Annotated in this window: 25 protein-coding genes and 1 tRNA gene; 12 read left to right on the forward strand and 14 right to left on the reverse strand. The window is 66.4% G+C overall.

The features are described from left to right. Positions 1-34: 34 nt before the first annotated feature. From nadB to QZ647_RS09060, 5 genes are read right to left on the reverse strand one after another with little or no spacing between them, the layout of a single operon-like run. The gene (nadB, locus tag QZ647_RS09040) at positions 35-1,609 is read right to left on the reverse strand and encodes an L-aspartate oxidase (protein WP_291271843.1); all 1,575 of its coding nucleotides are present in this window, start codon (positions 1,607-1,609) and stop codon (positions 35-37) included. Beyond that, entirely contained in the window at positions 1,606-2,394 is a 789-nt protein-coding gene (locus QZ647_RS09045) for a DUF309 domain-containing protein (RefSeq protein WP_291271844.1), read from the reverse strand. The genes nadB and QZ647_RS09045 overlap by 4 nt, the downstream gene beginning before the upstream one ends. Beyond that, positions 2,391-3,113 (reverse strand): peroxide stress protein YaaA, encoded by a 723-nt coding sequence (gene yaaA, locus QZ647_RS09050; RefSeq protein WP_291271845.1) that lies wholly within the window; start codon positions 3,111-3,113, stop codon positions 2,391-2,393. The genes QZ647_RS09045 and yaaA overlap by 4 nt, the downstream gene beginning before the upstream one ends. Then, on the reverse strand, positions 3,110-3,928 hold the full coding sequence (locus QZ647_RS09055; protein ID WP_366526165.1) for a DUF3473 domain-containing protein: 819 nt from the start codon (positions 3,926-3,928) through the stop codon (positions 3,110-3,112). Before QZ647_RS09055 ends, yaaA begins: the two co-directional genes overlap by 4 nt. Further along, a complete protein-coding gene (locus QZ647_RS09060; protein WP_291271846.1) occupies positions 3,925-4,620 on the reverse strand; it encodes a MotA/TolQ/ExbB proton channel family protein in 696 nt (231 codons plus the stop codon). Before QZ647_RS09060 ends, QZ647_RS09055 begins: the two co-directional genes overlap by 4 nt. A 57-nt stretch (positions 4,621-4,677) precedes the next feature. On the opposite strand from QZ647_RS09060, the gene QZ647_RS09065 reads away from it, so the two are divergent. The 4 genes from QZ647_RS09065 (at position 4,678) to tatC (ending at position 7,437) form a co-directional block, all read left to right on the forward strand. Continuing rightward, positions 4,678-6,033 carry a UDP-glucose/GDP-mannose dehydrogenase family protein gene (locus QZ647_RS09065; protein ID WP_291271847.1) on the forward strand — a complete coding sequence of 452 codons (1,356 nt, stop codon included), beginning with the start codon at positions 4,678-4,680 and terminating at the stop codon, positions 6,031-6,033. Next, positions 6,030-6,377, forward strand: a complete 348-nt coding sequence (locus QZ647_RS09070) for a hypothetical protein (protein ID WP_286355612.1) — start codon at positions 6,030-6,032, stop codon at positions 6,375-6,377. Before QZ647_RS09065 ends, QZ647_RS09070 begins: the two co-directional genes overlap by 4 nt. Positions 6,378-6,406: 29 nt before the next feature. Then, positions 6,407-6,592: a twin-arginine translocase TatA/TatE family subunit gene (gene tatA, locus QZ647_RS09075; protein WP_286355611.1), complete on the forward strand. Its 186-nt coding sequence runs from the start codon at positions 6,407-6,409 to the stop codon at positions 6,590-6,592. Between the two features lie 74 nt (positions 6,593-6,666). Then, positions 6,667-7,437, forward strand: a complete 771-nt coding sequence (gene tatC, locus QZ647_RS09080) for a twin-arginine translocase subunit TatC (RefSeq protein WP_291271848.1) — start codon at positions 6,667-6,669, stop codon at positions 7,435-7,437. On the opposite strand, the gene QZ647_RS09085 is transcribed toward tatC, so the two are convergent. Further along, complete coding sequence (locus QZ647_RS09085; RefSeq protein WP_291271849.1) at positions 7,425-8,513, reverse strand: UDP-N-acetylglucosamine--N-acetylmuramyl-(pentapeptide) pyrophosphoryl-undecaprenol N-acetylglucosamine transferase; 1,089 nt, start codon at positions 8,511-8,513, stop codon at positions 7,425-7,427. The two genes, tatC and QZ647_RS09085, sit on opposite strands and share 13 nt — an antisense overlap. Before the next feature lie 212 nt (positions 8,514-8,725). Here QZ647_RS09085 and QZ647_RS09090 point away from each other — a divergent pair, with 212 nt between their 5' ends. Together QZ647_RS09090 and QZ647_RS09095 are read left to right on the forward strand one after the other, a co-directional pair. Then, positions 8,726-9,475, forward strand: a complete 750-nt coding sequence (locus QZ647_RS09090) for an electron transfer flavoprotein subunit beta/FixA family protein (protein WP_291271850.1) — start codon at positions 8,726-8,728, stop codon at positions 9,473-9,475. A gap of 37 nt (positions 9,476-9,512) precedes the next feature. Continuing rightward, positions 9,513-10,493 carry an electron transfer flavoprotein subunit alpha/FixB family protein gene (locus tag QZ647_RS09095; RefSeq protein ID WP_366526143.1) on the forward strand — a complete coding sequence of 327 codons (981 nt, stop codon included), beginning with the start codon at positions 9,513-9,515 and terminating at the stop codon, positions 10,491-10,493. 157 nt (positions 10,494-10,650) lie between these two features. On the opposite strand, the gene QZ647_RS09100 is transcribed toward QZ647_RS09095, so the two are convergent. The 4 genes from QZ647_RS09100 to QZ647_RS09115 are packed head-to-tail and all read right to left on the reverse strand — an operon-like array spanning position 10,651 to position 12,684. Continuing rightward, positions 10,651-11,100 carry a DUF1569 domain-containing protein gene (locus tag QZ647_RS09100; RefSeq protein ID WP_291271852.1) on the reverse strand — a complete coding sequence of 150 codons (450 nt, stop codon included), beginning with the start codon at positions 11,098-11,100 and terminating at the stop codon, positions 10,651-10,653. Positions 11,101-11,124: 24 nt separating this feature from the next. After that, positions 11,125-11,352: a hypothetical protein gene (locus QZ647_RS09105; protein ID WP_291271853.1), complete on the reverse strand. Its 228-nt coding sequence runs from the start codon at positions 11,350-11,352 to the stop codon at positions 11,125-11,127. A 35-nt stretch (positions 11,353-11,387) separates the two neighbouring features. Continuing rightward, positions 11,388-12,110, reverse strand: a complete 723-nt coding sequence (locus QZ647_RS09110) for a cyclic nucleotide-binding domain-containing protein (protein ID WP_291271854.1) — start codon at positions 12,108-12,110, stop codon at positions 11,388-11,390. Positions 12,111-12,162: 52 nt separating this feature from the next. Next, on the reverse strand, positions 12,163-12,684 hold the full coding sequence (locus tag QZ647_RS09115) for a GAF domain-containing protein (protein WP_291271855.1): 522 nt from the start codon (positions 12,682-12,684) through the stop codon (positions 12,163-12,165). A gap of 26 nt (positions 12,685-12,710) precedes the next feature. Between QZ647_RS09115 and lpxK the strand changes: the two genes are divergently transcribed. The 6 genes from lpxK to QZ647_RS09145 all read left to right on the forward strand — a co-directional run bounded on the left by lpxK (position 12,711) and on the right by QZ647_RS09145 (position 18,912). After that, complete coding sequence (gene lpxK / locus QZ647_RS09120) at positions 12,711-13,757, forward strand: tetraacyldisaccharide 4'-kinase (protein ID WP_291271856.1); 1,047 nt, start codon at positions 12,711-12,713, stop codon at positions 13,755-13,757. 117 nt (positions 13,758-13,874) lie between these two features. Continuing rightward, the gene (locus QZ647_RS09125) at positions 13,875-15,140 is read left to right on the forward strand and encodes an ABC transporter substrate-binding protein (protein WP_291271857.1); all 1,266 of its coding nucleotides are present in this window, start codon (positions 13,875-13,877) and stop codon (positions 15,138-15,140) included. Between the two features lie 71 nt (positions 15,141-15,211). Further along, positions 15,212-16,090 (forward strand): branched-chain amino acid ABC transporter permease, encoded by an 879-nt coding sequence (locus tag QZ647_RS09130; protein WP_286355600.1) that lies wholly within the window; start codon positions 15,212-15,214, stop codon positions 16,088-16,090. Between the two features lie 2 nt (positions 16,091-16,092). Beyond that, positions 16,093-18,060, forward strand: a complete 1,968-nt coding sequence (locus QZ647_RS09135; RefSeq protein ID WP_291271858.1) for a branched-chain amino acid ABC transporter ATP-binding protein/permease — start codon at positions 16,093-16,095, stop codon at positions 18,058-18,060. Between the two features lie 11 nt (positions 18,061-18,071). Beyond that, on the forward strand, positions 18,072-18,788 hold the full coding sequence (locus QZ647_RS09140) for an ABC transporter ATP-binding protein (RefSeq protein WP_291271859.1): 717 nt from the start codon (positions 18,072-18,074) through the stop codon (positions 18,786-18,788). Between the two features lie 49 nt (positions 18,789-18,837). Next, positions 18,838-18,912: transfer RNA gene (locus QZ647_RS09145), tRNA-Gly, on the forward strand. A 929-nt stretch (positions 18,913-19,841) separates the two neighbouring features. Here the strand turns inward: QZ647_RS09145 and QZ647_RS09150 are convergent. From QZ647_RS09150 to QZ647_RS09165, 4 genes are all read right to left on the reverse strand, one after another. Next, the gene (locus QZ647_RS09150; protein ID WP_291271860.1) at positions 19,842-20,468 is read right to left on the reverse strand and encodes a hypothetical protein; all 627 of its coding nucleotides are present in this window, start codon (positions 20,466-20,468) and stop codon (positions 19,842-19,844) included. 92 nt (positions 20,469-20,560) lie between these two features. Next, positions 20,561-20,854, reverse strand: a complete 294-nt coding sequence (locus tag QZ647_RS09155) for a hypothetical protein (protein ID WP_291271861.1) — start codon at positions 20,852-20,854, stop codon at positions 20,561-20,563. 28 nt (positions 20,855-20,882) lie between these two features. Next, the gene (locus QZ647_RS09160; protein WP_291271862.1) at positions 20,883-22,169 is read right to left on the reverse strand and encodes a terminase family protein; all 1,287 of its coding nucleotides are present in this window, start codon (positions 22,167-22,169) and stop codon (positions 20,883-20,885) included. Between the two features lie 18 nt (positions 22,170-22,187). Next, positions 22,188-22,670, reverse strand: a complete 483-nt coding sequence (locus tag QZ647_RS09165; protein WP_291271863.1) for a hypothetical protein — start codon at positions 22,668-22,670, stop codon at positions 22,188-22,190. Between the last annotated feature and the right edge of the window lie 117 nt (positions 22,671-22,787).

The following is a 22,787-nucleotide window of genomic DNA, read 5'->3' on the forward strand; positions in this document are numbered from 1 at the left end:
TTCCGCAATCAATTGGCCCGGCCCATCCACAGGGTCAATCCACCCGGTAGTGGCAGCCCCGGCTTTCAGGGTTCTGCAGGGCCGCGTTGAGGATGAGACGGGCGCAGAGGATGCCGCTCCGCAGCTCCAACAATTCCCGGCTGAGGCTGGACTCGTGGTAGAAGCGCTCCATCCGGTGGGCCAGATAGTGCAGATCCGCCTTGGCCCGCTCCAGCCGAGCCTTGGTGCGGACGATGCCCGCGTAGTTCCAGAGGGTGCTGCGGATCAGGCCCCAGTCCTGGTCGATGAGCAGCGGATCCATTTTCTGCGAGGTCTCCGGTGTGCGCCAGGAGGCGAGGTCCCCGGGGTCCGGCTCCGAAGCACCGGCCAGCTCCCGGGCGGCCGCCTCGGCGCCCCGGAAACCCCAAACCAGACCTTCGAGCAGGCTGGTCGAGGCCAGGCGGTTGGCGCCGTGAAGCCCCGTACAGGCCACCTCTCCGGCCGCGAAGAGGCCCGGTAGGCTGGTGCGGCCATCCAGGTCCACCAGCACCCCTCCGCAGAAGTAGTGCGCCGCCGGCACCACGGGAATGGGCTGGCGGTGGGGATCGATCCCTTCGGCGCGGCAGGCCGCCATCACCGTGGGGAAGTGCTCGTCGAGATCCAGCCTCGCCGCCAGGGGGGCCAGGTCCAGGAAGGCACAGGGCTCCCCGCTGGCCGCCATCTCCTGGAAGATGGCCCGGCTCACCACATCGCGGGGCGCCAGCTCCAGCTGCTCGGGGGCGTACTTCGTCATGAACCGCTCGCCCTTGCGGTTCACCAGCCGCGCGCCTTCGCCGCGCAGAGCCTCGGTCAGCAGGGTGCGGGGCTTGCCGGGCACATAGAGGGTGGTGGGGTGGAACTGGAGGTATTCGCAGTTCACGATGCGGGCACTGGCCCGGTAGGCCGCGGCGAGCCCGTCGCCCGTGGCGCCCGGAGGATTGGTGGTGTGCAGGTAGAGGTATCCGAGGCCGCCGGTGGCGAGCAGGGTCCGCCGGGCCAGGGCCCCTTCCACTTCCCCCGTGACCGCATCGAACAGGTAGGCGCCGTGGACGCGGATGGGCTCGTACACCCGCACGGGGCTGACGCAGTGGTGGGGGCTGGTGATGAGATCCACCAGGCAGAGATGCTCCCGCACCTGGATGTTCGGATGCTTCCGGACGGCCTCGCTGAGGGCGGTCTGGATCGCCAGCCCGGTGGCGTCCTTGGCGTGGTAGATGCGCCGCGCGCTGTGGGCGGCCTCGGCGGTGGGGTCGGGGGTCCCGTTCGTCCCCAGGTCGAAAGGCACGCCCAGCCGTTCCCACAGGAAGGCACGGCAGAGCCTCGGACCCTCTTCCGCGAGCAGCCGCACCGCCTCAGGCCGGCACAGACCCGCCCCGGCGGCTTCGATGTCGGCGGCCAGCAGGTCTGCGGAGTCCCCCTCCTCGGGCGGCGCCAACCCGATGATGCCGCCCTGGGCCCAGGCGGTGTTGCTCCCGCCCAGCTCATCCTTGGCCACCAGCACCACGGAGATGCCCAGATCCGCCGCGCGCAGGGCGGCCGAACAGCCGGCGATGCCTGCACCCAGGACCAGCAGATCGGCCGCTTTGCTCATGCCAGCTCCCAGGTGGGGCGGTCCAGGGCCCACAGGAGCCCGAAGAGCGCATCCTCGTCCGCATCGTCCATCATGCGCTTTCCATGGTCCAGCCGTCGGGCCGTCAGGTCCAGCGCCGCCTCGGCCCGCACATCGCCCCAGGGCGTGACCACACGGCCCCCGCACGCCTCCAGCCGGCCCAGGGCCTCCTCCCACAGGGCCACCAGACCGCTGGGATTCTGGAGTTGGAGATGGTGGTAGCCCCCCGCCAGGAGGATGAGCCCCTGGAGCTGGTCCTTCAGGTCGCCCTCCGCCGCGGCCCACAGGGGTTCCAGGGCGTCATGGCACTCATGGTAGAGCCCATGGTTGAAGAGAGAGACACCACAGGCCAACGGATAGCGCTCGCCCAGGGGCAGCGGCGTGAGCGCCGCCAGCTGCCAGCCGCAGCGCAGGCTCACCAGGGGCCCCCAGGCCCCCCAGGTCGCGGCCGGGCGCCACCCCTCGGGGCCGCCCTCCGCCGTGTCCGGCCAGGTCACACGATGGGTCTCCCAGGCCGCCAGCGGATCGTGGTGGCCCAGGGCGCCAAGCATCCGGGCGGCATGGACCAGCAGCTCTCCTTCCGGAACGCCCGCCGGATGGAGCTTCCGCAGTCCTGGGGCCCCGAGGATGACCGGCCAGACGAGCGCCTGGCGGGCTTCCGGATCGTGCAGCGCCGCCTCCAGGCGGTCCTGGAGGAACCGGTGGATCTCCAGGGGCAGCCGCGGCTGGCGCTGCCAGAAAGGGGTCTGGTTGCAGGCATCGCTCATGATTCCACCACCAGCCGGAGGGCCAGGCCGCCCCGGTCGTTCTCATCCATCCCGGTCCACTGGCAGCCGGGAATCCGCCCCTTCAGCACCTTGCGCGGGTCCCCCTGCCGGTGCGTGAGGATCCATCGCGCCACCAGGCCCCGGTATTTCTTCGAGAAGTGGCTGATGGCCTTGCCGCGGGCATCGAAGATCTCCACGGTGTGCCGGGGCCGTGCCCAGCCCTTGAGGAGGTCGGCCACCTCGCCGGGCAGCAATTCCCACAGCGGCCCGGCGGGGATCGTCGCCACCTGGGCCGGCAGGGCCTTCCGCCAGTGGGCCCTGAGGCCGGGAATGGCACCGGCCTTGAGCTTGTAGGGCGGCAGAAGCTCGTCGCCGCGCACCAGACCCCGCAGGTTGGACAGGATGAACACCTGGGCCCAGGTCTCCGCGGGCAGGGTGGCCGCATCGAGCGCCTGGAAGGCGACGCCCGTGTAGCGCGCCAGCGCCGGCAGCACGGGAACGGCGCCCGCCAGGGCCAGGGCCTCCGTCCGGGCCTTGGCCAGGGCAAGCTCTTTGACATCGAAGGCCTTCCACAGGGCCTCGGGATCATTCTTTTTCGCCAGCGCCACCAGCCGTTCCCGCACCCATCGCTGGGCGGCAGTCTCCGCAAGATGTCCCTGGGCTCCACCGGGGGCCTTCTCTTCAGAGGGCGCGAGGAGGATGATCGGCGCGTCCGTCATCGGACCTCCACCCAGGCTTCGAGGGTCGTGAGGCGGAATCCCGCGAAGAGGTCCCGCAGGTGGCCCGCGTGGCCCCGCAGTCCGGCACTGTGCGCGAACCGGTGGCCAAACGAGGCGCCGGGCAGGTCGGGTTGGCCCTCGTCCAGTTCCCAGGGATGCAGCACGAGGGGCGTACCCGCATCTTCGGCGGCCAGGGCTTCCAGGGCCCGGCGGACCAGGCTGAAGGGCAGCACCCGGGGGCCCCAGCCCCAGAGCGGCGACCGGGGCGGCCCCGACCAGAGCACCGGGGGTGGAAGCTCCCACACCCCGTTGGGAAGGCGATGGGGACGGCGGGGCCAGTGCGGATTCCCGATGACCGAGAGCGGCACGCGGCTGGAGTCGTACCGAAAGCCGAGCTCCGGCAGGTCCTGCCACCAGTCCGCAGCCGGACCCCGCAGGCTCCACTCAGGGGCGCGGTAGCCCACCACCGGCTGACCCGACAGGTCTTCCAGCAGGGCCCTGCCGTCGCGCACCGAGGCCCGCCACTCGGCGCGGCTCATCTCGAAGGCCCGCCGATGGGTGAGCCCGTGCAGGCCGATGGCATGGCCTTCCGCCACGATGCGCCGCAGCAGGGCTGGATGGCGCGCAGCCTGGTCCCCCAGACAGAACCAGGTGGCCGAAGCACCCAGCTCCGCACAGAAGGCCAGCGACCGTTCCGTGGCCAGCGGCAGCCGGCACTCGAAGCGGTCCAGGGCCTCGGGCTGGTCATAGGGCGGGCAGCAGAGCTGGAACCAGTCCTCCCAATCCAGGGAGAGCGGAAGCCGGTGGTCTCTCAGGTGAAGTTCCGCTCGGAAAGGCTGATGAACTCAAGGGAGAAGTCGTCCAGCTCCGTCTGGAACTGCTTCAGCTGGCCTTGGAAGAAGTTGTAGGCCATGAGGGCGGGGATGGCCGCCACCAGGCCGATGGCGGTGGCCACCAGGGCCTCGGAGATGCCGGGCGCCACCGTGGCCAGATTGGCATTGCCCGTGGCGCCGATGCCGCGGAAGGCATCGATGATGCCCCACACCGTGCCGAAGAGGCCGATGAAGGGGCTGACGGCCGCCACGGTGGCCAGGCCCCCGAGGGAGCGCTCGAGACGGCCCATCTCCACCACGCTGGCCCGCTGGAGGCTCCGCTCCACGGCCTCCATGCTCCGGAGTTGCGGGCGGCCATCGGCGCCCACCTGGCGCAGCTGGTAGGTCACCTCGCCGTAGCCCGCCACGAACAGGCCCACGAGCGGGCTGAGAGCGAACTTCTCGACCTGCTGCTTCAGCTCGCGCCAATCGGTGGCGCGCTTGAAGGCGCCGCGGAACTGCTCGGATACCGCCCGGCTGCGGCGGTAGAGCAGGGCCTTGCGGATGATCACCACCCAGCTCAGGAGGGAAAAGGTCGCGAGGATCGCCAGCACCGTCTTGGAAACCGGCCCCGCATGCAGCATGACCTCCAGCAGGTTGACCTCGTTGCCCGTGGGTGCCGCCAGGATCGCCATGCTGTCTCCTCCCCCAAATGATAACAAGCTACACTGGATGCTTTGCGCGAGGACATCATGCAGGTACTGGTCATCGGGTCGGGATATGTGGGGCTGGTGGCGGCGGCCTGCTTCGCCGAAGCGGGGCACCGCATTCTCGGCGTGGATGTGGACGCGGCCAAGGTGGCCACCCTCTCCCGGGGTGAATCGCCCATCTTCGAGCCGGGCCTGGACGAGCTCCTCTCCAAGCACCTGGCCTCCGGCGCCCTGCGCTTCACCACGGACCTCAAGGCCGGCATCGCGGACGCGGACGCGGCCTTCATCTGCGTGGGCACCCCCCAAAGCGAAGACGGCAGCGCCGACATGAAGTATGTGCTGGCCGTGGCGGGCCAGATCGGCGATGCCATGGCCCTCCGCGCCAAGGACGCCAAGCCGCTGATCGTGGTCGACAAGAGCACGGTCCCCGTGGGCACCGCCGCCCGCGTCCATGCCGAGATCGCCGCCCACACCGACCGCGCCTTCGAGGTGGTGAGCAACCCCGAGTTCCTGCGGGAAGGCTCGGCCATCGGCGACTTCCTGGAGCCTGACCGTGTGGTGGTGGGTTGCCGCTCGGATCATGCCGAGACCATCATGAAGGGGCTCTATCAGTCCTTCCTGGACCGCAGCGGCGGCAAGTGGTTCCGCATGGATCCCCCCAGCGCCGAACTCACCAAGTACGCCGCCAACGCCATGCTGGCCCTGCGCATCAGCTTCATCAACGAGATCGCCAACCTGGCGGAATGTGTGGGCGCGGATGTGGACCATGTGAAGACGGCCATCGGCGCGGACCACCGCATCGGCCCCGCCTTCCTCAACCCCGGCCCCGGCTTCGGCGGGTCCTGCTTCCCCAAGGATCTGCAGGCGCTGCTCAAGGTGGGCCGCGAGCAGGGCCACCCCCTCATGACCCTGGCCGCCACTGTAGAAGCCAACCGCCATCAGAAGCAGGTGCTCCTGAAGAAGGTGAAGGCGCACTTCGGCGTGCAGGCCGGCGTCCCCGCCCCGCTGAAGGGCCGACGCTTCGCCCTCTGGGGACTGGCCTTCAAAGCCAACACCGACGACATCCGCGAAAGCATGGCCCTGGAGCTCATCGATGGCTTGGTGAACCTGGGCGCCGAGGTGGTGGTGCACGATTTCGCCGCCATGGAGGCCGTGAAGGCCAAGATCGGCGACAAGGTGCGCTACGCGGAATCGCCGCTGGCCGCCTGCGAAGGCGCCGACGCCCTGCTCATCGCCACGGAATGGTCCGAGTACCGCGAGGCCGACCTGGAGGCGGTGGCCCAGGCCCTGAAGGCCCGCCGCATCTTCGATGGCCGCAACCTGTTCCGACCCGAAGCCATGCAGACCAAGGGCTGGACCTACCACTCCCTGGGCCGCCGGGCCGTGGAGGGGAAATGACCCGCATCCGGCTCGAAGACATCGCCCATGCCCGCAGCGGCGACAAGGGGGACGGCTCCAATGTGGGCGTCATCGCCTACACGGAGGCTGGCTACCGGCTCCTCCAAAGGGAGCTCACGGCGGAGCGCGTCAAGCATCACTTTTCAATCATATGCAAAGGCAGCATTGAACGCTTCGAGGTGCCTAACCTCAAGGCCATCAACTTCATCCTGCATGACTCGCTCGGCGGCGGCGGCAGCGAAAGCGTGAAAACCGATGCCCAGGGCAAGACCCACGGGCAGGCTCTGCTTAGAATGGAACTCGATCTTCCCGGCGATGTATCCCTGGCCGATCTGAAACCCTGACACCGCACCACCCGACTCGGAGCGCACCCATGGGCAACCTCGGAATGATGGAAATCCTGCTGATCGGCATCGCCCTGCTGATCTTCTTCGGGCCCTCCCGCCTGCCGGAACTGGGCAAGAGCCTCGGCAAGGGCATCCAGGAGTTCAAGAAGGCCAGCAAGGAGCTGACGGATTCCGTGAAGGAAGATGTCACCTCCGACAAGGACAAGAAGTAGGCCTGAAGGCCCTTCATTGACCGGCCTCCCCAGGGAGGCCGGTCCCTTTTCCCCCTCATCCCACCCAGAGGACCATGCCGCTTCCGGCCGCGCCGCCCGACAAGATGAGCTTCTGGGAGCACCTGCAGGAGCTGCGGGTGCGCATCGTGCGCTCGCTCCTCATCGTGGCCGTGTGTTTCGCGGCGACCTACGCCTTCCGATTCAAGCTCTGGACCTGGGCCCAGAAGCCCTTCCTCGACGCCATGGCCCGCCAGACCGGCAAGGCCGCCGCCGAGCTCCAGCCCTTCGCCTTCACGGATCTCACCGAGCCCTTCTTCAGCATGATGCGGCTCTCCCTCTGGGCCGCCGCCTTCCTCGCCGCGCCGCTCCTCTTCTACCAGCTCTGGGCCTTCATCCGGCCCGGCCTGCTGCCCAAGGAGCGCCGCCTCGTCATCCCCTTCGTGGTGGTCACCTCGGGCTGCTTCCTGGCCGGGTCGGCCTTCGCCTACTTCCAGGCCTTCAAGTTCCTGGGCGACATCCTCTTCCAGGAGGCCGCCGCCGCGGGACTGCGCGCCAACCTCCATGTCTCGGACTACCTCGACCTCTTCATCTCCACCACGCTCATCACCGGCGTGATGTTCGAGCTGCCCGTCCTGTTCTTCTTCCTGGCGAAATTCCGCATCGTGACCGCCCGCCTGATGCTGAAGTACTGGCGCCACGCCACCATGGCCATCCTGATCTTCAGCGCCTTCTTCACCCCCGGCGATGTCGTCGTCACCACCATCTTCTTCAGCGTGGTCCTCCTCGGCCTCTACTTCATCTCCGTCGCCGTCGCCTGGGCCGCTGAACCGCGTCAGCCCAGGTAGGACGCCAGGTCGTCCAGGCAAAGGTCCACGGCCCGGTTGGGCTCGGGCGCCTTGGACAGAGCGTGTCGCATCGCCGCATCCCCCATCCGTAGCAAGATGGCCGCCTCCAGCCGCGCGGCGAGGTCTGCCGCCTGCTCGACGACGGTGGCCCGGCCTTCTTGCGCCAGGGCCAGGGCGTTCATGCGCTGGTGGTCGTTGGCGCTGGTGGGCAGGGGCACCAGGATGGCCCCCCGGCCTGCGGCTTTCAGCTCTGCGCAGGTGCTGGCCCCGGAGCGGCTCACGATGAGACTGGCCGACTCCATGGCCTCGTCCACGCGGGCGATGAAGGGGACCATGACATGCCGGGCATGGCGGGTGCGATCCTTCAGCCGCCCGGCCTCCGCGGCCCCCACTTGGTGCAGGATCTCCCACTCCGGATGGGCCTCCAGCAGCGACGGGGCGATGGCGAGCATCGCCTCGTTGATGGCTCGCGCACCGCCGCTCCCGCCCAGCACCAGCAGCCGGAAAGGCGCGGTCAATTCCTGAGCCCGCCGGAAGTCCCGGAGGAAGGCCCCGCGCACCGGCGTGCCCACCAGCCGGCAGTCCGCTCCGGGCAGCATCGGCCGCACGGCCTCGAGGCCGCACCACACGCGCCGCGCCTTCGGCGCCACGAGCTTCACCAGAGCGCCCGGCGCCGCATTGCTTTCGTGCAGGAAGAAGGGAATGCCCAGGGCCCGCGCCGCCAGCAGGGCCGGGGCCGCGCCGTAGCCGCCTGTGCCGATCACCGCCCAGGGCCGCTCGCGGCGCCACAAAGACTTCAGCTGCGCCATGGCGCGCCACAGCTTCCAGGCGGACTTCGCCGCCCTCAGGGGCGAGCGCCCCAGGAATCCCTCCACATCCAACAGTAGATGGGGCCAGGGGCCCGCGGGGAGTTCCCGGGCCTCGATGCCGCGGCGCGCACCGACGAAGGCGATCGGACGGTCAGACCACCGGCCGCGGGCTCCCTCCGCCAGCGCCAGCGCCGGAAAGAAGTGACCGCCGGTTCCGCCTCCCGTGAGGACCAGGGCTCCATCGAAGATCGGCGTGAGGTCGCGCATGATCTGACCACCATACCGGAACACCGGCGGATGCTACCTCGGGACAATGCCCGGGACCAGGCTCGAAGCGTGACTGTGCCTACCCGGAGACAAGGGTGATTCCTGGCACAAAGAAACGATAAAGCCCACCGGGGTGGAGCCTTTCCTCGCGCTAGAATGCCCTTTTGCGCCGGCCCACTGCCGGCTCGTCCAAGACGCATCAGGGAGCGCCCATGAAGATCCTCGTCGCCCTCAAACAGGTCCCCGATACCGAGACCAAGATCAAGGTCGCCGCCGATGGGCGCTCGCTCGATCCTGCCGATGTCAAGTGGATCACCAGCCCTTACGACGAGTACGCCCTCGAAGAGGCCATCCGCATCAAGGAAGGCAAGGGCGCGGAAGTGGTCGCCCTCTCCGTGGGCGGTGATTCCGTGAAGGAAGTCCTCAAGAATGCGCTGGCCCTGGGTGCGGATACCGCCGTACTGCTGAAGGGCGACGGCCAGGGCGATGCCTTCGCCGTGGCGCAGATGATCGCCGCCTACGCGAAGGACAAGGGCTTCGATCTGATCCTCTGCGGCAACAAGGGCCTCGGTGGCGACAACGCCGCGATGGGCCCCATGCTGGCGGAGCTGATGGGCATCGGCCAGGCGAATGTGGTCGTGAAGCTGGAACTCGGCGAGGGCACCTTCAAGGCCGAGCGCGAGATCGAGGGCGGCACTGAGATCGTCGAGGGCGCACTGCCCGCGGTCATCACCGCGCAGAAGGGGCTCAACGAACCCCGCTACGCGAGCCTGAAGGGCATCATGGCCGCCAAGAAGAAGACCATCGAGGAAGTGGATGCCGCCCCGGCGACCACGGGCGCCCAGATCAGCGCCCTGGCCCTTCCCCCCGAGCGGCCCGCGGGTCGGAGGCTGGAAGGCGATGCCGCCGCCCAGGCCCAGGCCCTGCTCCAGGCCCTCAAGGACGAAGCCAAGGTCTTCTAGCCGCCCACCCCTCTGCCGACTGATCCGATTCGAAAGGATGACATCCATGATTCTCGTGTTCTGTGAACTGAAGGACGGCCAGATCCGCAAACCCAGCCTCGAGGTCCTCAGCGAGGGCCGCCGCCTGGCGGATGCCGCCGGCAAGCAGCTCGGCGCCCTCTTCGCCGGCGCCTCCTGCGCGGGTTCCGCAGAGGCCGCCAAGTACGGCGCCGATGTGATCCTCACCGCCGAAGGCCCGGCCCTGACCTCCTATTCCAGCGATGTCTTCGCCGCCGTCCTCGCCGAGGCCGTGAAGAGCAAGGGCGCCACCGTGCTCCTCGCCGCCGCCACCGCCGTGGGCAAGGATGTCGCTCCCCGCGCCGCCGCCCGCCTGGGCGCCGGCTACGCTTCGGATGTCACCGGCCTGTCCATGGTCGATGGCAAGCTCCAGGCCGTCCGTCCGGTGTACGCCGGCAAGGCTTTCGCCACCACCTCCTTCGCCAGCGCCGTCCAGGTGGCCACCACCCGCCCCAATGTGTTCCCCGCCGCCGAAAAGGCCGCTGCCGGAACCACCGAAGCCCTGGCTGTGCCGGCCAGCGACTTCAAGTCCGTGGTGAAGGAGATCCTCGCCAAGGCCAGCGGCAAGGTGGACCTCAGCGAAGCCAATGTCATCGTCAGCGGAGGCCGCGGCATGAAGGACGGTGCCAATTTCAAGATCCTCGAGGATCTGGCGGACGCCCTGGGGGGCGTCGTCGGCGCCTCCCGGGCGGCCGTGGACGCAGGCTGGGGGTTGCCCCACAGCATGCAGGTGGGCCAGACCGGCAAGGTCGTGAGCCCCACCCTCTACATCGCCTGCGGCATCAGCGGCGCCATCCAGCACATCGCCGGCATGAGCGGCTCGAAGTTCATCGTCGCCATCAACAAGGATCCCGAGGCCCCCATCTTCAAGCTGGCGGATTATGGGATCGTCGGCGACCTCTTCGAAGTCGTCCCCGAGCTCACCAAGGCCGCGAAGGCCATGGGGATCGGCTCCAATTAAGCCCCGTTCCCATCCGCAAAATCGCCCGGCTTCCGCCGGGCGATTTTGCGGATGGGAAAAGATCCGGACGCCGAGGCCGGGCTATGCCCGGTCGAGGTAAGAGGGCTCCGGGGAGGACAGCGCGAGCACCGCGAGCAGCCGGTCCCCCCGGACACCATCAGGCCCCGAACTGCCTCAAATGATGGTCGAAGTGCTTGTAGATCAGCTGGCCCCACTGGGGGCCGCTGAGCCGCCCGAAGAAGGGGTGGACCATGCCCTCGGTCTTCGCGGCGCCAAGCTGGACCACGCGGTCGATCAGGGTGGCCAACCGGGCCCGCTCGGCCTCGAAGTCGCGGGCATCGGCCACCACATAGATCGGGTCGGTGGGGGAGTTGCGGCGGAAGGGCTTGTCCCCGAAGATCTGGCCACGAATCAGGGGCGTGATCAACTTGCCGAGGAAGACCTGTTTCACCGGACGCTCACCCAGGAGATCGCCCAGGGCGATGGCGCAGTGCCTCAGCATCTGGGCGGGATCCATCTTCCCCCATTGGCGCGGGGCATCCGGCCCCAGCTCCGCAATCCGGCGAGCCAGGGCGTCCCGGTCCGTCGGGTTGAACAACGAATGCATCGATCACCTCCTGCCCATCCACGATTACACAGGCTCGAAGCCCTCGTCCCGCAGGAAGTCCCGGGCATCTTCCGGATCGCCGAAGCGGGCGACGACGGTGTCGCCCTCGTTGACATCCCCGTCCAGGGCATCGAGGCTGTTCCGCTCGCGGATGACGCAAGCGCCGCCGATTTCATCCAGCCCGAACTGCACCAACTCCCGGATGCCCCCATGCTCATCCCGCCAAAGTTCCACATGCAGGTCCGTACCCATCGGCTCCTCCTTCCCTTTTCCGCTGCGCGGAAAAGTTAGGTCTTTTCGAAGAACAGCACCACCATGCCGAAACCCACCCGGTCGCCGTGCTTCAGTTCCCGGGGCTCGCCCGGCAGGATCCGCTCACCGCGCACGAAGGTGCCGTTGGCCACGCCGGGCTCCTCCAGCAGGAAGTAGCGGCCGTGCTCGCAGAGAATGCGCGCATGGCGCCGGGAGACACTCAGGTTGTGGTCCTCCTCCGAGAGGTCGATGTCGGGGTGGACGCCGGTGGTGGGGTCGAACCGGCCGATGAGCGACCCATGGGACAGGATCGGGTGGGGCTTGCCGCCCAGCACGGAGATGAGGTTCGCCACCGGGCCACCAGGGGCCTTCTGTGGCCGCTGGGCGTCCAGGGCCTCCAGGCGCTCGCCCACTTCCCGGTGCCGCTGGGCCAGCCGCTGCATCATCTTCACGGAGACTTCCGGGTTCTGGCGGATCATGCGCAGGAAGGTGCCGCGGTTGATGGCGATGAGGTCCGAGTCCTCCAGGGCCAGGGCCGTGTGCTGACGGGGAAGGGCCTCCAGCAGGCTGCCCTCACCGAAGAAGTCCCCCTTGGACAGCTCTTCCGCCCAATCGCCCTTGGGCTCCTCTGAGACATAGAGCCGGACCTTGCCCGCCAGGATGATGTACATCTGCTGGGACATCTCCCCCTTGCGGAAGACGATCTCGCCCTCGCGGAAGCGCAGCTTGCTTTGATCGATGAAGCTGGGTTCAGCCATGAAGGTCCCGGGGAGTGTCCTAGGTTACCCCATGCCCCCGGGCGGGTGAACCTCAGCCCTTCATCGCACCGGTAAAGGTCCGGGCCAGCAGGCCTTCCAGAAGCCGGGCCTCGGCCCCGGAAAAACCCTCAGGATGGGGGGAATCCAGGTCCAGCACCGCCTCCAGGCGCCCCCCGATCATGACTGGGATCACGAGTTCGCTGCGGGTGGCGTCGTCGCAGGCGATGTGGCCTGGGAAGGCGTGGACATCCGGAACCAGCTGGGTGGTGGCGGTGCGCGCGCAGGCCCCGCAGACGCCCCTCTCGAAGGCGATGCGCAGGCAGCCCATGCCCCCCTGGTAAGGACCCACGGCCAGCATCCCCTCGGCGACTCGCCGATAGAAACCGCACCAGTTGGTCTGGGGAAGGGCCTCCCACAGGAGGCAGGCCAGGGTGGCCTCCAGCGCGACCTCGCCGGTCTCCCCCGCCACCGCGGCCAGGATTTGGGGAAGGGCTGCTTCGAGGCGGGCCACCCGCTCTGTCTGGGGCAGCAGAACGCCCCGCGCCACCTTCTCCAGCAGGATGCCCTCGCTCATGCCTGTCCCTCCGCTAACCTGGATCCATGTCCATTCTGCGCCATCTGGCAGCTCCGCTCGCCCCTTTGTACGGGAGGGTGGTGCGCGCACGGAACCGCAGCTTCGATGCCCACCCCGAGCGGGCCGGGCGGGCGGGGGTGCCCGTGGTGTCCGTGGGCAACCTCAGCGCCGGCGGCACCGGCAAGACCCCCCTGACCTTGTTTCTGGCCGAGGGCCTGGAGGCGGCGGGGTGGGCCAATGCCGTGCTCTCCCGGGGCTACGGCGGGCGTCGGGACATCGATCCCATGAGCGTCGAGGCGGATTCCGATCCCCGGCAGACCGGGGACGAACCCCTGCTCATGGCCCGGCGCCTGGATCCGGGTCGCGTGGTCGTGGGGCGCAAGCGTCATGCGGCCGCCCTCCGGGCCCTGGCTCAGAGGCCGGGGCTGCGCTGCCTCCTGCTGGACGATGGCTTCCAGCACCGGGCCCTCCATCGCGACCTGGATCTGCTGGTGCTGGACGGTGTGCGTCTCTGGGGTGATGGCCGCATGCTGCCCCTGGGCGACCTCCGCGAGCCCATGGACAGTGCCCGCCGGGCCCATGCGCTGGTGGTCACACGGGCGGGCCGCGTGAAGGATCGAGCTGCGGTGGAGGCCTGGTGGTCCCGCTACGGTGGCGGTCCCATCTTCTGGGTGGATTTCACCCTCGGCGCCCTCCGTGCGTGGGGGACGGAAACCCGGTTCCCCCTGCCCGGCCCCGCCCCGGTGGCCGGTCCCGCCTATGCCTGGTGCGGCCTCGGCCATCCCGAGGCCTTTTATGCCGACCTGCTGGTGGCCGGGGTGGCCTGGGTGGGCTCCCGCAGCTTTCCCGACCACCGAGGTCCCTCGCCCGCCGAACTGGCGCGGCTTCAGGATCAGGCGCGAACGGAAGGTGCCGCCTGGCTCGTGTGCACCGAGAAGGACGCGGTCAAGCTCGGCCAGGCCCACGCCCGGGCCCTCGGGATGCCGCTGTTCATCGCCGAGCAGCGCGTGGCGGGCGGCGAGGATCTGCTGGCCTGGGTGCGCACCAGACTCGAGACCCTCCAGCCCAGGTAGGTGGTCGCGCCTTGCCACGGGCGTGGAAGGAACCGGCGCGCCTTCCCAGGGCGGGCGGGGGCCGCTATGCTTGCGGCCACCAAGCCACTCCAACCTGATCTCCCCCCGGGAGGACCCATGCTGAAGAAGACCTTCTTCGTCTCACTTTTGACCGCCGCCTTCGGCCTGCAGGCTGCGGGTGGAGACACCGTCAAGATCGCCCTCACCGGCCCCTTCAGCGGGGGCTCGGCGCCCATGGGCACCTCTGCGCGGGACGGCTCCAAGCTCGCCATCGCCGAGATCAATGCCGCCGGAGGCATCCAGGTGGGCGGCAAGAAGATGAAGATCGAGATCATCGAGCGCGACGACGAGGCCAAGAACGAGCGGGGCGCCCTCATCGCCCAGGAACTGGCCGCCATGAGCGACCTGACGGGCGTCATCGGCACCGTGAACACCGGCGTCTGCATGGCGGGTGACAAGCACCTCCAGGAGAAGGGCATCACCAAGATCATCTGCCCCGCAGCCGGATCGGCCTCCATGACCCAGTGGAGCAAGGCCGGCGTGAAGGACTGCTCCATCTTCCGCTTCGCCGCCCACGACGGCATCCAGGCGGCCATGGTCGTGGAGGAGGCCATCAACCGCAAGTTCACCAAGGTGGCCGTGGTCTACGACTCCACCAACTACGGCGTGTCCGGCCGCGACGACATGCTGGACCAGATCAAGAAGCAGGGCAACAAGCTCACCGTGGTGGCCCAGGAGAAGTTCAACATCGGCGACAAGGACATGACCGCCCAGCTGCTGCGGGCGAAGTCCGCGGGCGCCCAGGCCATTCTCATCTGGGGCATCGGACCTGAGCTGGCGGCCATTTCCAACGGCCAGGCCAAGATCGGCATGAAGGCCCCCCTCATCGGCGGCTGGACGCTCTCCATGTCCAACTACATCGACAACGCCGGCAAGAACGGCAACGGCACGCTGATGCCGCAGACCTTCATCGAGGAGCCCATCACCCCCAAGGCGAAGAGCTTCATCGACGGCTACCACAAGACCTTCAAGGTGGGCCGCATCCCCTCGCCCGTGGCCGCCGCCCAGGGCTATGACGCCGTCTACCTCATGGCCGCCGCCGTCAAGCAGGCCGGCTCCACCGACACCCGCAAGGTCAAGGAGGCCCTGGAGGATCTGAAGGAGCCCGTGGTGGGCGTCATCGCCACCTGGAACCACCCCTACACCAAGTGGGATCCTGCGGATGTGACCACCCACGAGGCCTTCCGCCGTGAACAGACCGTCATGGGCATGGTGAAGGATGGCCGCGTGGTCTTCGGCAACGAGGCCGACCGCGAGCGCCTTCGCAAGTCCGCCATGACGGCCACGCCCGCCAAGGTCAAAGGCAAGGCCAAGACCAAGTAGCTTCCGCACCCGCGAACCGGGGGGCTTCGGCCCCCCGCTTTTTCCCTCCTCTCCTTTCGAGGCAGGCCCGCATGAATGCCCAGATCATCGGACAGATGGCCGTGAGCGGCGCCCTGATGGGCCTGGTCTACGCGCTCATCGCCTACGGCTTCCAGCTCACCTACGCCACCAGCAAGAGCATCAACTTCGGCCAGGGCGAGCTGGTGATGGTGTCGGCCTTCTTCAGCCTCACCCTCACGAACCTCGGTCTGCCCTACTGGCTGATGATCCCCGGCGGCCTGCTCTTCGGCGCCGTGCTCGGCCTGGTGGTCGAGCGGGCCGGCGTGCGGCTCGCGCTCGAGCAGAAGAGCGAAGGCTGGATCCTACTCAGCATCATCATCGGCCTCTTCTTCTTCTCGGCGGCCGAGAACATCTGGGGCCGCGATGACCGGCCCTTCCCCACCCCCATCTCGGCGGATCCCATCCATGTGCTAGGCGTGGATGTCACGCGGCTGGAGCTGTCCGTGGCCGTGGGTGTGCTGGCCATCATGGGCGCCATCGAGCTCTTCAAGCGCCGCACCCTCCTGGGCAAGGCCTTCGAGGCCGTGTCCGCGGACCGCGACGCCGCCGAGCTGATGGGCATCTCCGCCACCCGAACGGTGATGCTCTCCTACGGACTGTCCGGCGCCGTGGCGGCCCTGGCGGGCATCCTCGTCTCCCCCATCACCACGGTGGGGCCGACCATGGCCTCGGCGCTGATCCTCAAGGCCTTCTCTGTGGCCGTGGTGGCCGGCCTGGATTCGGGCTTCGGCGTGGTCCTCATCGGCATGTTCCTGGGTGCGCTGGAAAGCCTGGCCAGCTTCTACCTGGGCAGCGGCTGGCGCGAGGCGCCCGGTCTCGTCCTGCTGATCCTCGCCCTGGCGGTGCGGCCCACGGGCGTGTTCGGCAAAGCCACCATCCGGAAGGTGTGACGATGAAGCGCATCCTCCTCCTCCGCGGCGCCGAGCTCATCGTCTTCGCCCTGCTGGCCACCATCCCCCTGCTGGTGGTGAACCCCTACGCCCTGGGCCTCCTCACCCTGCTGGCCATCTACGGCATCCTGCTCATCGGCCTCGATGTGACCGTGGGCTACCTCGGCCAGGTGAACCTCGCCCATGTGGCCTTTCTGGGCCTGGGCGCCTACACCGCCGGGCTCGTCGTCACCAAGCTGGGCCTCGGCATGGCGCCGGCGCTGCTGGCCGCCATGGCCGTGGGGCTGCTCCTGGGCGGCCTGCTGGCCCTGCCGGCCCTGCGCCTGGAAGGCCCCCAGTTCGCCCTGGCCACCCTCAGCTTCGCGGCCCTCAGCACCACGGCGCTCAACGAGCTGGAAAGCCTTACGGGCGGCGCCCAGGGCCTGAGCCTGACTCGCCCTCCCGTTTTGGGCCACGCCCTCACGCCCCCCCTCTTCTACTGGCTCTGCATGGCCCTGCTGGCCGTGGTGTGGATGCTCATGCGCAACCTGCTGGCTTCGCAGTGGGGCCGGGCCTTCGAGGCCCTGCGTGACAGCCCCATCGCCACCGATGCCATGGGGGTGGGCACCTACCGCCACAAGGTGGCGGCCTTTGCCCTGGGGTCGGGCCTGGGCGGCCTGGCGGGCGGGCTCTACGCCTTCAACTTCCAGTACCTCCAGCCCCAGAGCTTCGTCTACGACCTGATGATCATCCTGCTGCTGGGCGTGGTCTTGGGTGGCCGCAAGAGCCTCTGGGGCGCCTTCGTGGGCGCCTCCGTCATCGTCCTGCTGCCCAACCTGCTCTCCAACCGCCTGCTCTTCCAGGTGTTCTCGGGCCTGGGCTTTGCCATGGCCCTGGCGGCGGGCCTGCGGGGCCTCATCAAGAAGACCACGCGTCCCTTCCAGGCCCTGGCCCCCGTGGCGGCCATGGGGTTGCTTGTGGTGGGCGGGTTCTTCGTGGAGAACACCGAGGACTGGCGCAAGGCCATCTTCGCGCTGATGCTCTTCTCCGTGGTGGTGGGCCTGCCCGAAGGTCTCATGGGCTTTCTCGCCATCTTCCTGGCGAAGCTCTTCCGGGTTCCCCACGCCCCCCTGCCCGAGCCTTCGGACATCGAGGCCATCCTGCCGCCCCGCCCGGCCGATGGCGCACCCTTGCTGGTGCTGGAAGACCTCCGGCGCCACTTCGGCGGCGTGAAGGCCGTGGATGGCCTCTCCATGGCCATCAAGTCCGGCAGCATCCACGGCCTCATCGGACCCAACGGCTCCGGCAAGAGCACCGTGGTCAATGTCATCTCCGGGCTCTACACGCCCAGTGCAGGTCGCATCCTGCTTCGCGGGACGGCGCTGCCCTCGGGCAGCCTCTTCCGGGTATCGAAGTCCGGCGTCGCCCGGACCTTCCAGAATCTCCAGCTCTTCGCGGAGCTGACCGCCCTCGAAAATGTCATGGTGGCGCTCCGGGGGGTGTACCGCAGCCCCCTGCCCCTGGTGCTGCTGGGGCTCGCCCGGGGCGAGGAGCGGCAAGCCCAGGCCGATGCCCTCTGCCTCCTGGACCGGGTCGGCCTGAAAGATCAAGCCCTCACCCGGGCCAAGGACCTGACCTACGGCGCCCAGCGTTTCCTGGAGGTGGCCCGGGCCCTGGCGCGCAAGCCGGACCTGCTCATCCTGGACGAACCCGCCGCGGGCCTGGCCCATCCCGATGTGGTCCAGCTGATCGAGATCATCAAGCGGATCCACAAGCGCGGCATCAGCATCCTCCTCATCGAGCACCACATGGATGTCGTGAGCGAGCTCTGCGACACCGTGACCGTGCTCGACGGCGGCCGGGTCATCGCCGAGGGCACGCCCGACGAGGTGAAGCGCCACCCGAAGGTGGTGGAGGCCTACCTGGGCCAGCCCCCGCAACCCGAGACCGACACTGACACTGCGGCCGGCGCCGAGCCGCTGCCCGCCTGAAGGAGCGATCCATGCTGCAAGTGGAAGATCTCCATGCGGGCTACGGCGCCAGCGAAGTGCTGACGGGGGCCACGCTCTCGGTGAAAAAGGGCACCCTCGTGGCGCTCATCGGCGCCAACGGCGCGGGCAAGACCACCACCATGCGCACCATCTCCGGGGGCCTCAAGCCGGGCCGGGGCCGCGTGGTGCTCGACGGCCAGGAGGTGCAGGGCCTGGATGCCTCCCGCATCGCCCGCCTGGGCCTCGCCCACGCCCCCGAGGGCCGGAAGGTCTTCGGCCCGCTCTCCGTGGAGGACAACCTCCTCCTGGGCGCCTACAGCCGCCTGCCGCGGTTCTTCGGCTACCGGGCCAGGGCCCGAGGCGATCTGGATCGCGTCTACGACCTGTTCCCCCGGCTGCGGGACCGGACGCGGCAGGCCGCCGGCACCCTCTCCGGTGGGGAACAGCAGATGCTGGCCATCGGCCGCGCCCTCATGGCCCGTCCCAAGGTGATGCTGCTGGATGAGCCCTCCATGGGCCTCGCACCGGTCATCGTTCAGGAAGTCTTCCGCACCATCCGCCGCCTCAAGGAAGAGGGCATCACCCTCCTCCTCGTGGAGCAGTTCGCCAAGAGCGCCCTCGAGGTCGCCGACTACGCCTATGTCATGGAACGCGGGCGCATCGTCGTCGAGGGCACCCCGGATGAGCTGAGCCGGAACGAGCGCGTGATCGCGGCCTACCTCGGCTGAGCCTGGACTGGCCCCACCCGGGGCCTTTGCGGTAGGATGATGGCCTGCCGCGGGCGTAGTTCAGTGGTAGAACGCAAGCTTCCCAAGCTTGATGTCGTGGGTTCAATCCCCATCGCCCGCTCCAATAGAATCAGCCACTTACTAGTGGCTGATTTGCGTCAAGGGGTGACTGTTCTACTCATCGTCTACTCCGAAGGGGTGTTTGCCCCCCGGCGGGTGGCCCTACTTTCCTCTTCTTTCTTCCTTCACTTTTGAAATGTAGGAGAACCGTCCAGACCGTCCGCAATGTCCAGAATGTAGCGTTGGTGCGGTTCTAGGCCTGGACGCTTGTGTTTTGAGAGTGTCCAGAACCGTCCAGAAGAGTGTCCAGCGCTCATTCCTTAGATGGCGCAGATTCAGTATTGGCGCGGTTCTTCGATGCGCCTATACTTTCAAAAGGCGGACAAACCCCATGTTCCGCCCCTCTCGAACCCCGCTCCCCGGCGGGGTTTTTCGTTTGGGCGTAGCGGGGATGCCATGGTCTAGGCAATCGGCGGTAGGATTCCCCCATCACACGGGATTCAGATGGGAATGTTTGGGGCCCTCTTCAAAGCGTTGACTAAGCCCAATCGGAGGCCCGCAGTCAAAAATAATTCTGCGCGACTCCTCCTATCCGAGCGCGATATTGAGATCGTGAGGATGACAGCCCAGCGCATGGTGGATGTTGTAAACGAATCACTCCGAATCGCTGCTACATCAAAGAACAAGGCCACTCGACTCTCCCGTATTGGGGTCGCACGAAAAACACTGGCTCGGCTTCGTGCACAGCAGGCGAAATTCCCGGTGATTCAAATTTTCTCAAGCCTCCAGGTTGAAACGGACCTAATGCGCTTGGAGTCAGAGGCACTGGCGATGCCCGACCCTCCGCCAAAGAAGACAAGAGCCAAGAGAAAGCCTCTCGGATAATCCCAAAACTATTGGCATCGCGGGCCCATGTCCCCCGTGGAAAACCCCCGCTTCGGGGTGAGCCCTGAGCCCTTCAATGGGTGCTGCGTTCTGTGGGCAGCTAGGTGGCTAACGATGTGTTTGCCAGGAAGTCACCCGGTCCCCGTTGAAATAAATGTATTCGCCCAACCCATAGATCCACTGTTGGGTGAACCCCTGGGCGCTAACAGTCGTGACCACAGAATTGGGATGTCCCCAGGAGAGTAGGACCTGCTCTTTCGTGAGCCCCAGCTTGATCTTCCGATCCAACAGCAGCTTTTGAATGCCCCTTGGCTGTTTTTTGATGAGGGTTTGCCGTTCGGCTTCTGCCCTCTTTGCCTCGAGGGCGGCCTTCCTTGACTCAATCGCTTCGGGCTTAATCTTGGTGCCGACAATACGAATCTTTGCTGCGCCAGTCCACTTCGCTACATCAGCCTCTTCGCCCCTGACCCACCAGCTCCCTTTCTCCAACGGAAGGTCAATCTCCACCTTGGGAAGATCTACCCAAGAATCTGCCCCAGTAGCGATGGAAGCTACTACGGTGATTGATTTGTATTCGTGAAGGGTGGGGCCGAATATAACCGAATAAAACTCACACGCTTTGGTGCTTAGTTTGTCCGTTTTTGAAATTTCAATCCGGATTCCATCCTTTTCATCAAACGCCATGGGCTGTTGAGTTTGTGTGATGAGTAGCGCTATCGCAATTAAGTTCCTCATGCCACCCCCTCATGCGCCCGGAGACGAGTGCTTTTGATTTGTATCTTCAGTCTACGCTCACCGATTGGTCATGAATTGACCAATTCGAACCTCTAGGCGGATGTGACGGCCTTCCGGATGTAGATCATTACCGCTCCGCGATCCTTGAACCTTGGCTCCACGGTGACAGGCTCCCCGTCCTTCCGCTGATAGGTAGCGCCGAATCGCCCTCGGATCCGGCTCACCTTGACCCGGTAGGACACGCCACCACCCTCCAGGTCCACCACGGGGTAGTCCTCATCCACAAGGGCATCCCGAACCTTCCAGACGGCTACTAGCAACGCTATTGCCCAGGCGATGGTCAACGCCGAAGCGATGAAGGCCACAAAAATGAGATTGTCCGACATGTCTACCTCCAGATTGCATTCATCATGCCTAGAAATTCAGGGGGTGGAATGCGGCCACCCGGCGAATCAGGGGCAATTGATCCCAGGTTGCGTAGCCCAGCGCGTCCACCAAATGGTCAAGCCCAAGGCCCTTGTCAGGAACATTCGTTCCCTCTTTGTAGGTCAGGCCTTCAAGGCATCGAATCAGTGAACGACAGCGGGGGTGGATGAACAACTTTGAGTCCCCCGCGGCGTTCTTGAATGCTGCATTCACACAGTTCACCCGATCCACCACCATGGGGGCCTTGTCAGGTGCGATCACCTGAAATCCCGCGGCCCTAAGTAGGCTGAAGTCGGTCTGACCTACCGGAGCACTCGTCTTCCGCGCGTTCCCGCTTGGGTCGGGGTAGGCATGGATTCGTCGCTTGGGGTAGCGCCTCAGCAGTTCGTCGGCCATTAGCTGAGTGTTGCCGTTGTTGATCTCCAGTTCGTCCAGGATGTGGAATTGATCCCCTGCCCTCACGCCGATCACGGCAGACATTGGGGCGATGTTGAAGTCGCAGCCCACTAGAAGCGTCCCGTTTGTGTCCGCCAGGTCCGCCCTCACATTGACCTTGCGGTCGAAGTTCTGATAGACGAGCCCACCAAGGCACTCAAACGAGGCTAGGAACTCTTGCTTGAAGGTCCGCTCATCCATCTCCGCCCGAGCCGCTTCCAGCTCTTCTAGGGGCACCCTGCCCCCGTCCGCGGTGGTGAACTGCCAGGCCTCCCAATTGTCCCGGGCCTGCGCTGCGTTCCAGAGGTCGTAGAGGCAGTTGAAACCCTTGGGTGTGCCCATGAACAAGGCGGAACCTTGGCGGTCCGCTAGAGCGGGTCTGATGACCTCGTTCCAAGCCTCCATGCCCGTGTCCTGAAACTCGTCTAGGACCACGGCATCCAACCCCACGCCGCGGAGGGAGTCTGGATTGTCGGCACCCCGCAAAGCAATGACACAGCCGTTCTGCAACTCAATGGACAGGTCGGTTTCATCGGTGCGGAGTTCCCACCCCACAGGCAAAAGGTTCTTCAAGAGCCGCCACGCGATCTGTTTTGACTGGCGATAGGTGGGCGAAACATACCAGAGCACAAGGCCCTTGGATGCTGGATCGCAGGCCATCTTGAGGAGGTAGGTCAGAGCGACATGAGTCTTCCCAAACCGCCTCCCCGCCACCACCACCCTGAATCGAGCCGAAGACTGGAAGATTTTCGCTTGAGCCGGGGTTAGTGTGATTCCCGCTTGTAATCCGTTCTGACCCTTTTGCGGATTCTTACTAGTCTTGTTGGATCTCAGTCGCATTATGAAACCGCCGTGTCTCTAAACCTTGACATTCAACTGTTTAGGAAAATTTTTCGAGGTGACAGAATTGCCGTTATCGAAAGCTGAGGGGGTAATATCCCTGGGTTCCGTCTCAATTGGAACGGAGATTATCAACGGCGCGGGCAATACAAACTCATTTTCGACCTCTACCCGATCACGCCATCCCGCACGGTTTTTCAGGTAGAAGATCGCCGCGGAGGTGTTGCCTTTGATGGCCTGCTGATACAGCGCATTCGTGATGACAGCGATGCCGCGAGCCTGCCCCGCCTTTATCGCATCGTCCAATTCGGCTGATTCTTTCCGGCGCCGTGTGAGGGTGGCGACATTGATCCCAATCGCATCACAGATCTGCTGATGTGATAACCCTTTTGCGGCTAAGGCTTGAACGACCTTTGCGTTGATCACCATTTTCGCAGGCCCCGGCTTCCCTGGAGGTCGAACCTCGCGGGTCACAGGCGGCTGGGATTTGGGTTTGGTCATCCCTTAGTTCCTCGCCAATCGCTCCCTGTAGCGGGATTCCCGGGTGGCCCATTTATCGGAAGAGTCGGTTTCAGAGTGCGTGTGTCGTTACTTTGAAGCGTTGCTAGGTCCATCGTG

The organism is Geothrix sp. (genome assembly GCF_020622065.1).
In the GTDB taxonomy this organism is placed as follows: domain Bacteria; phylum Acidobacteriota; class Holophagae; order Holophagales; family Holophagaceae; genus Geothrix.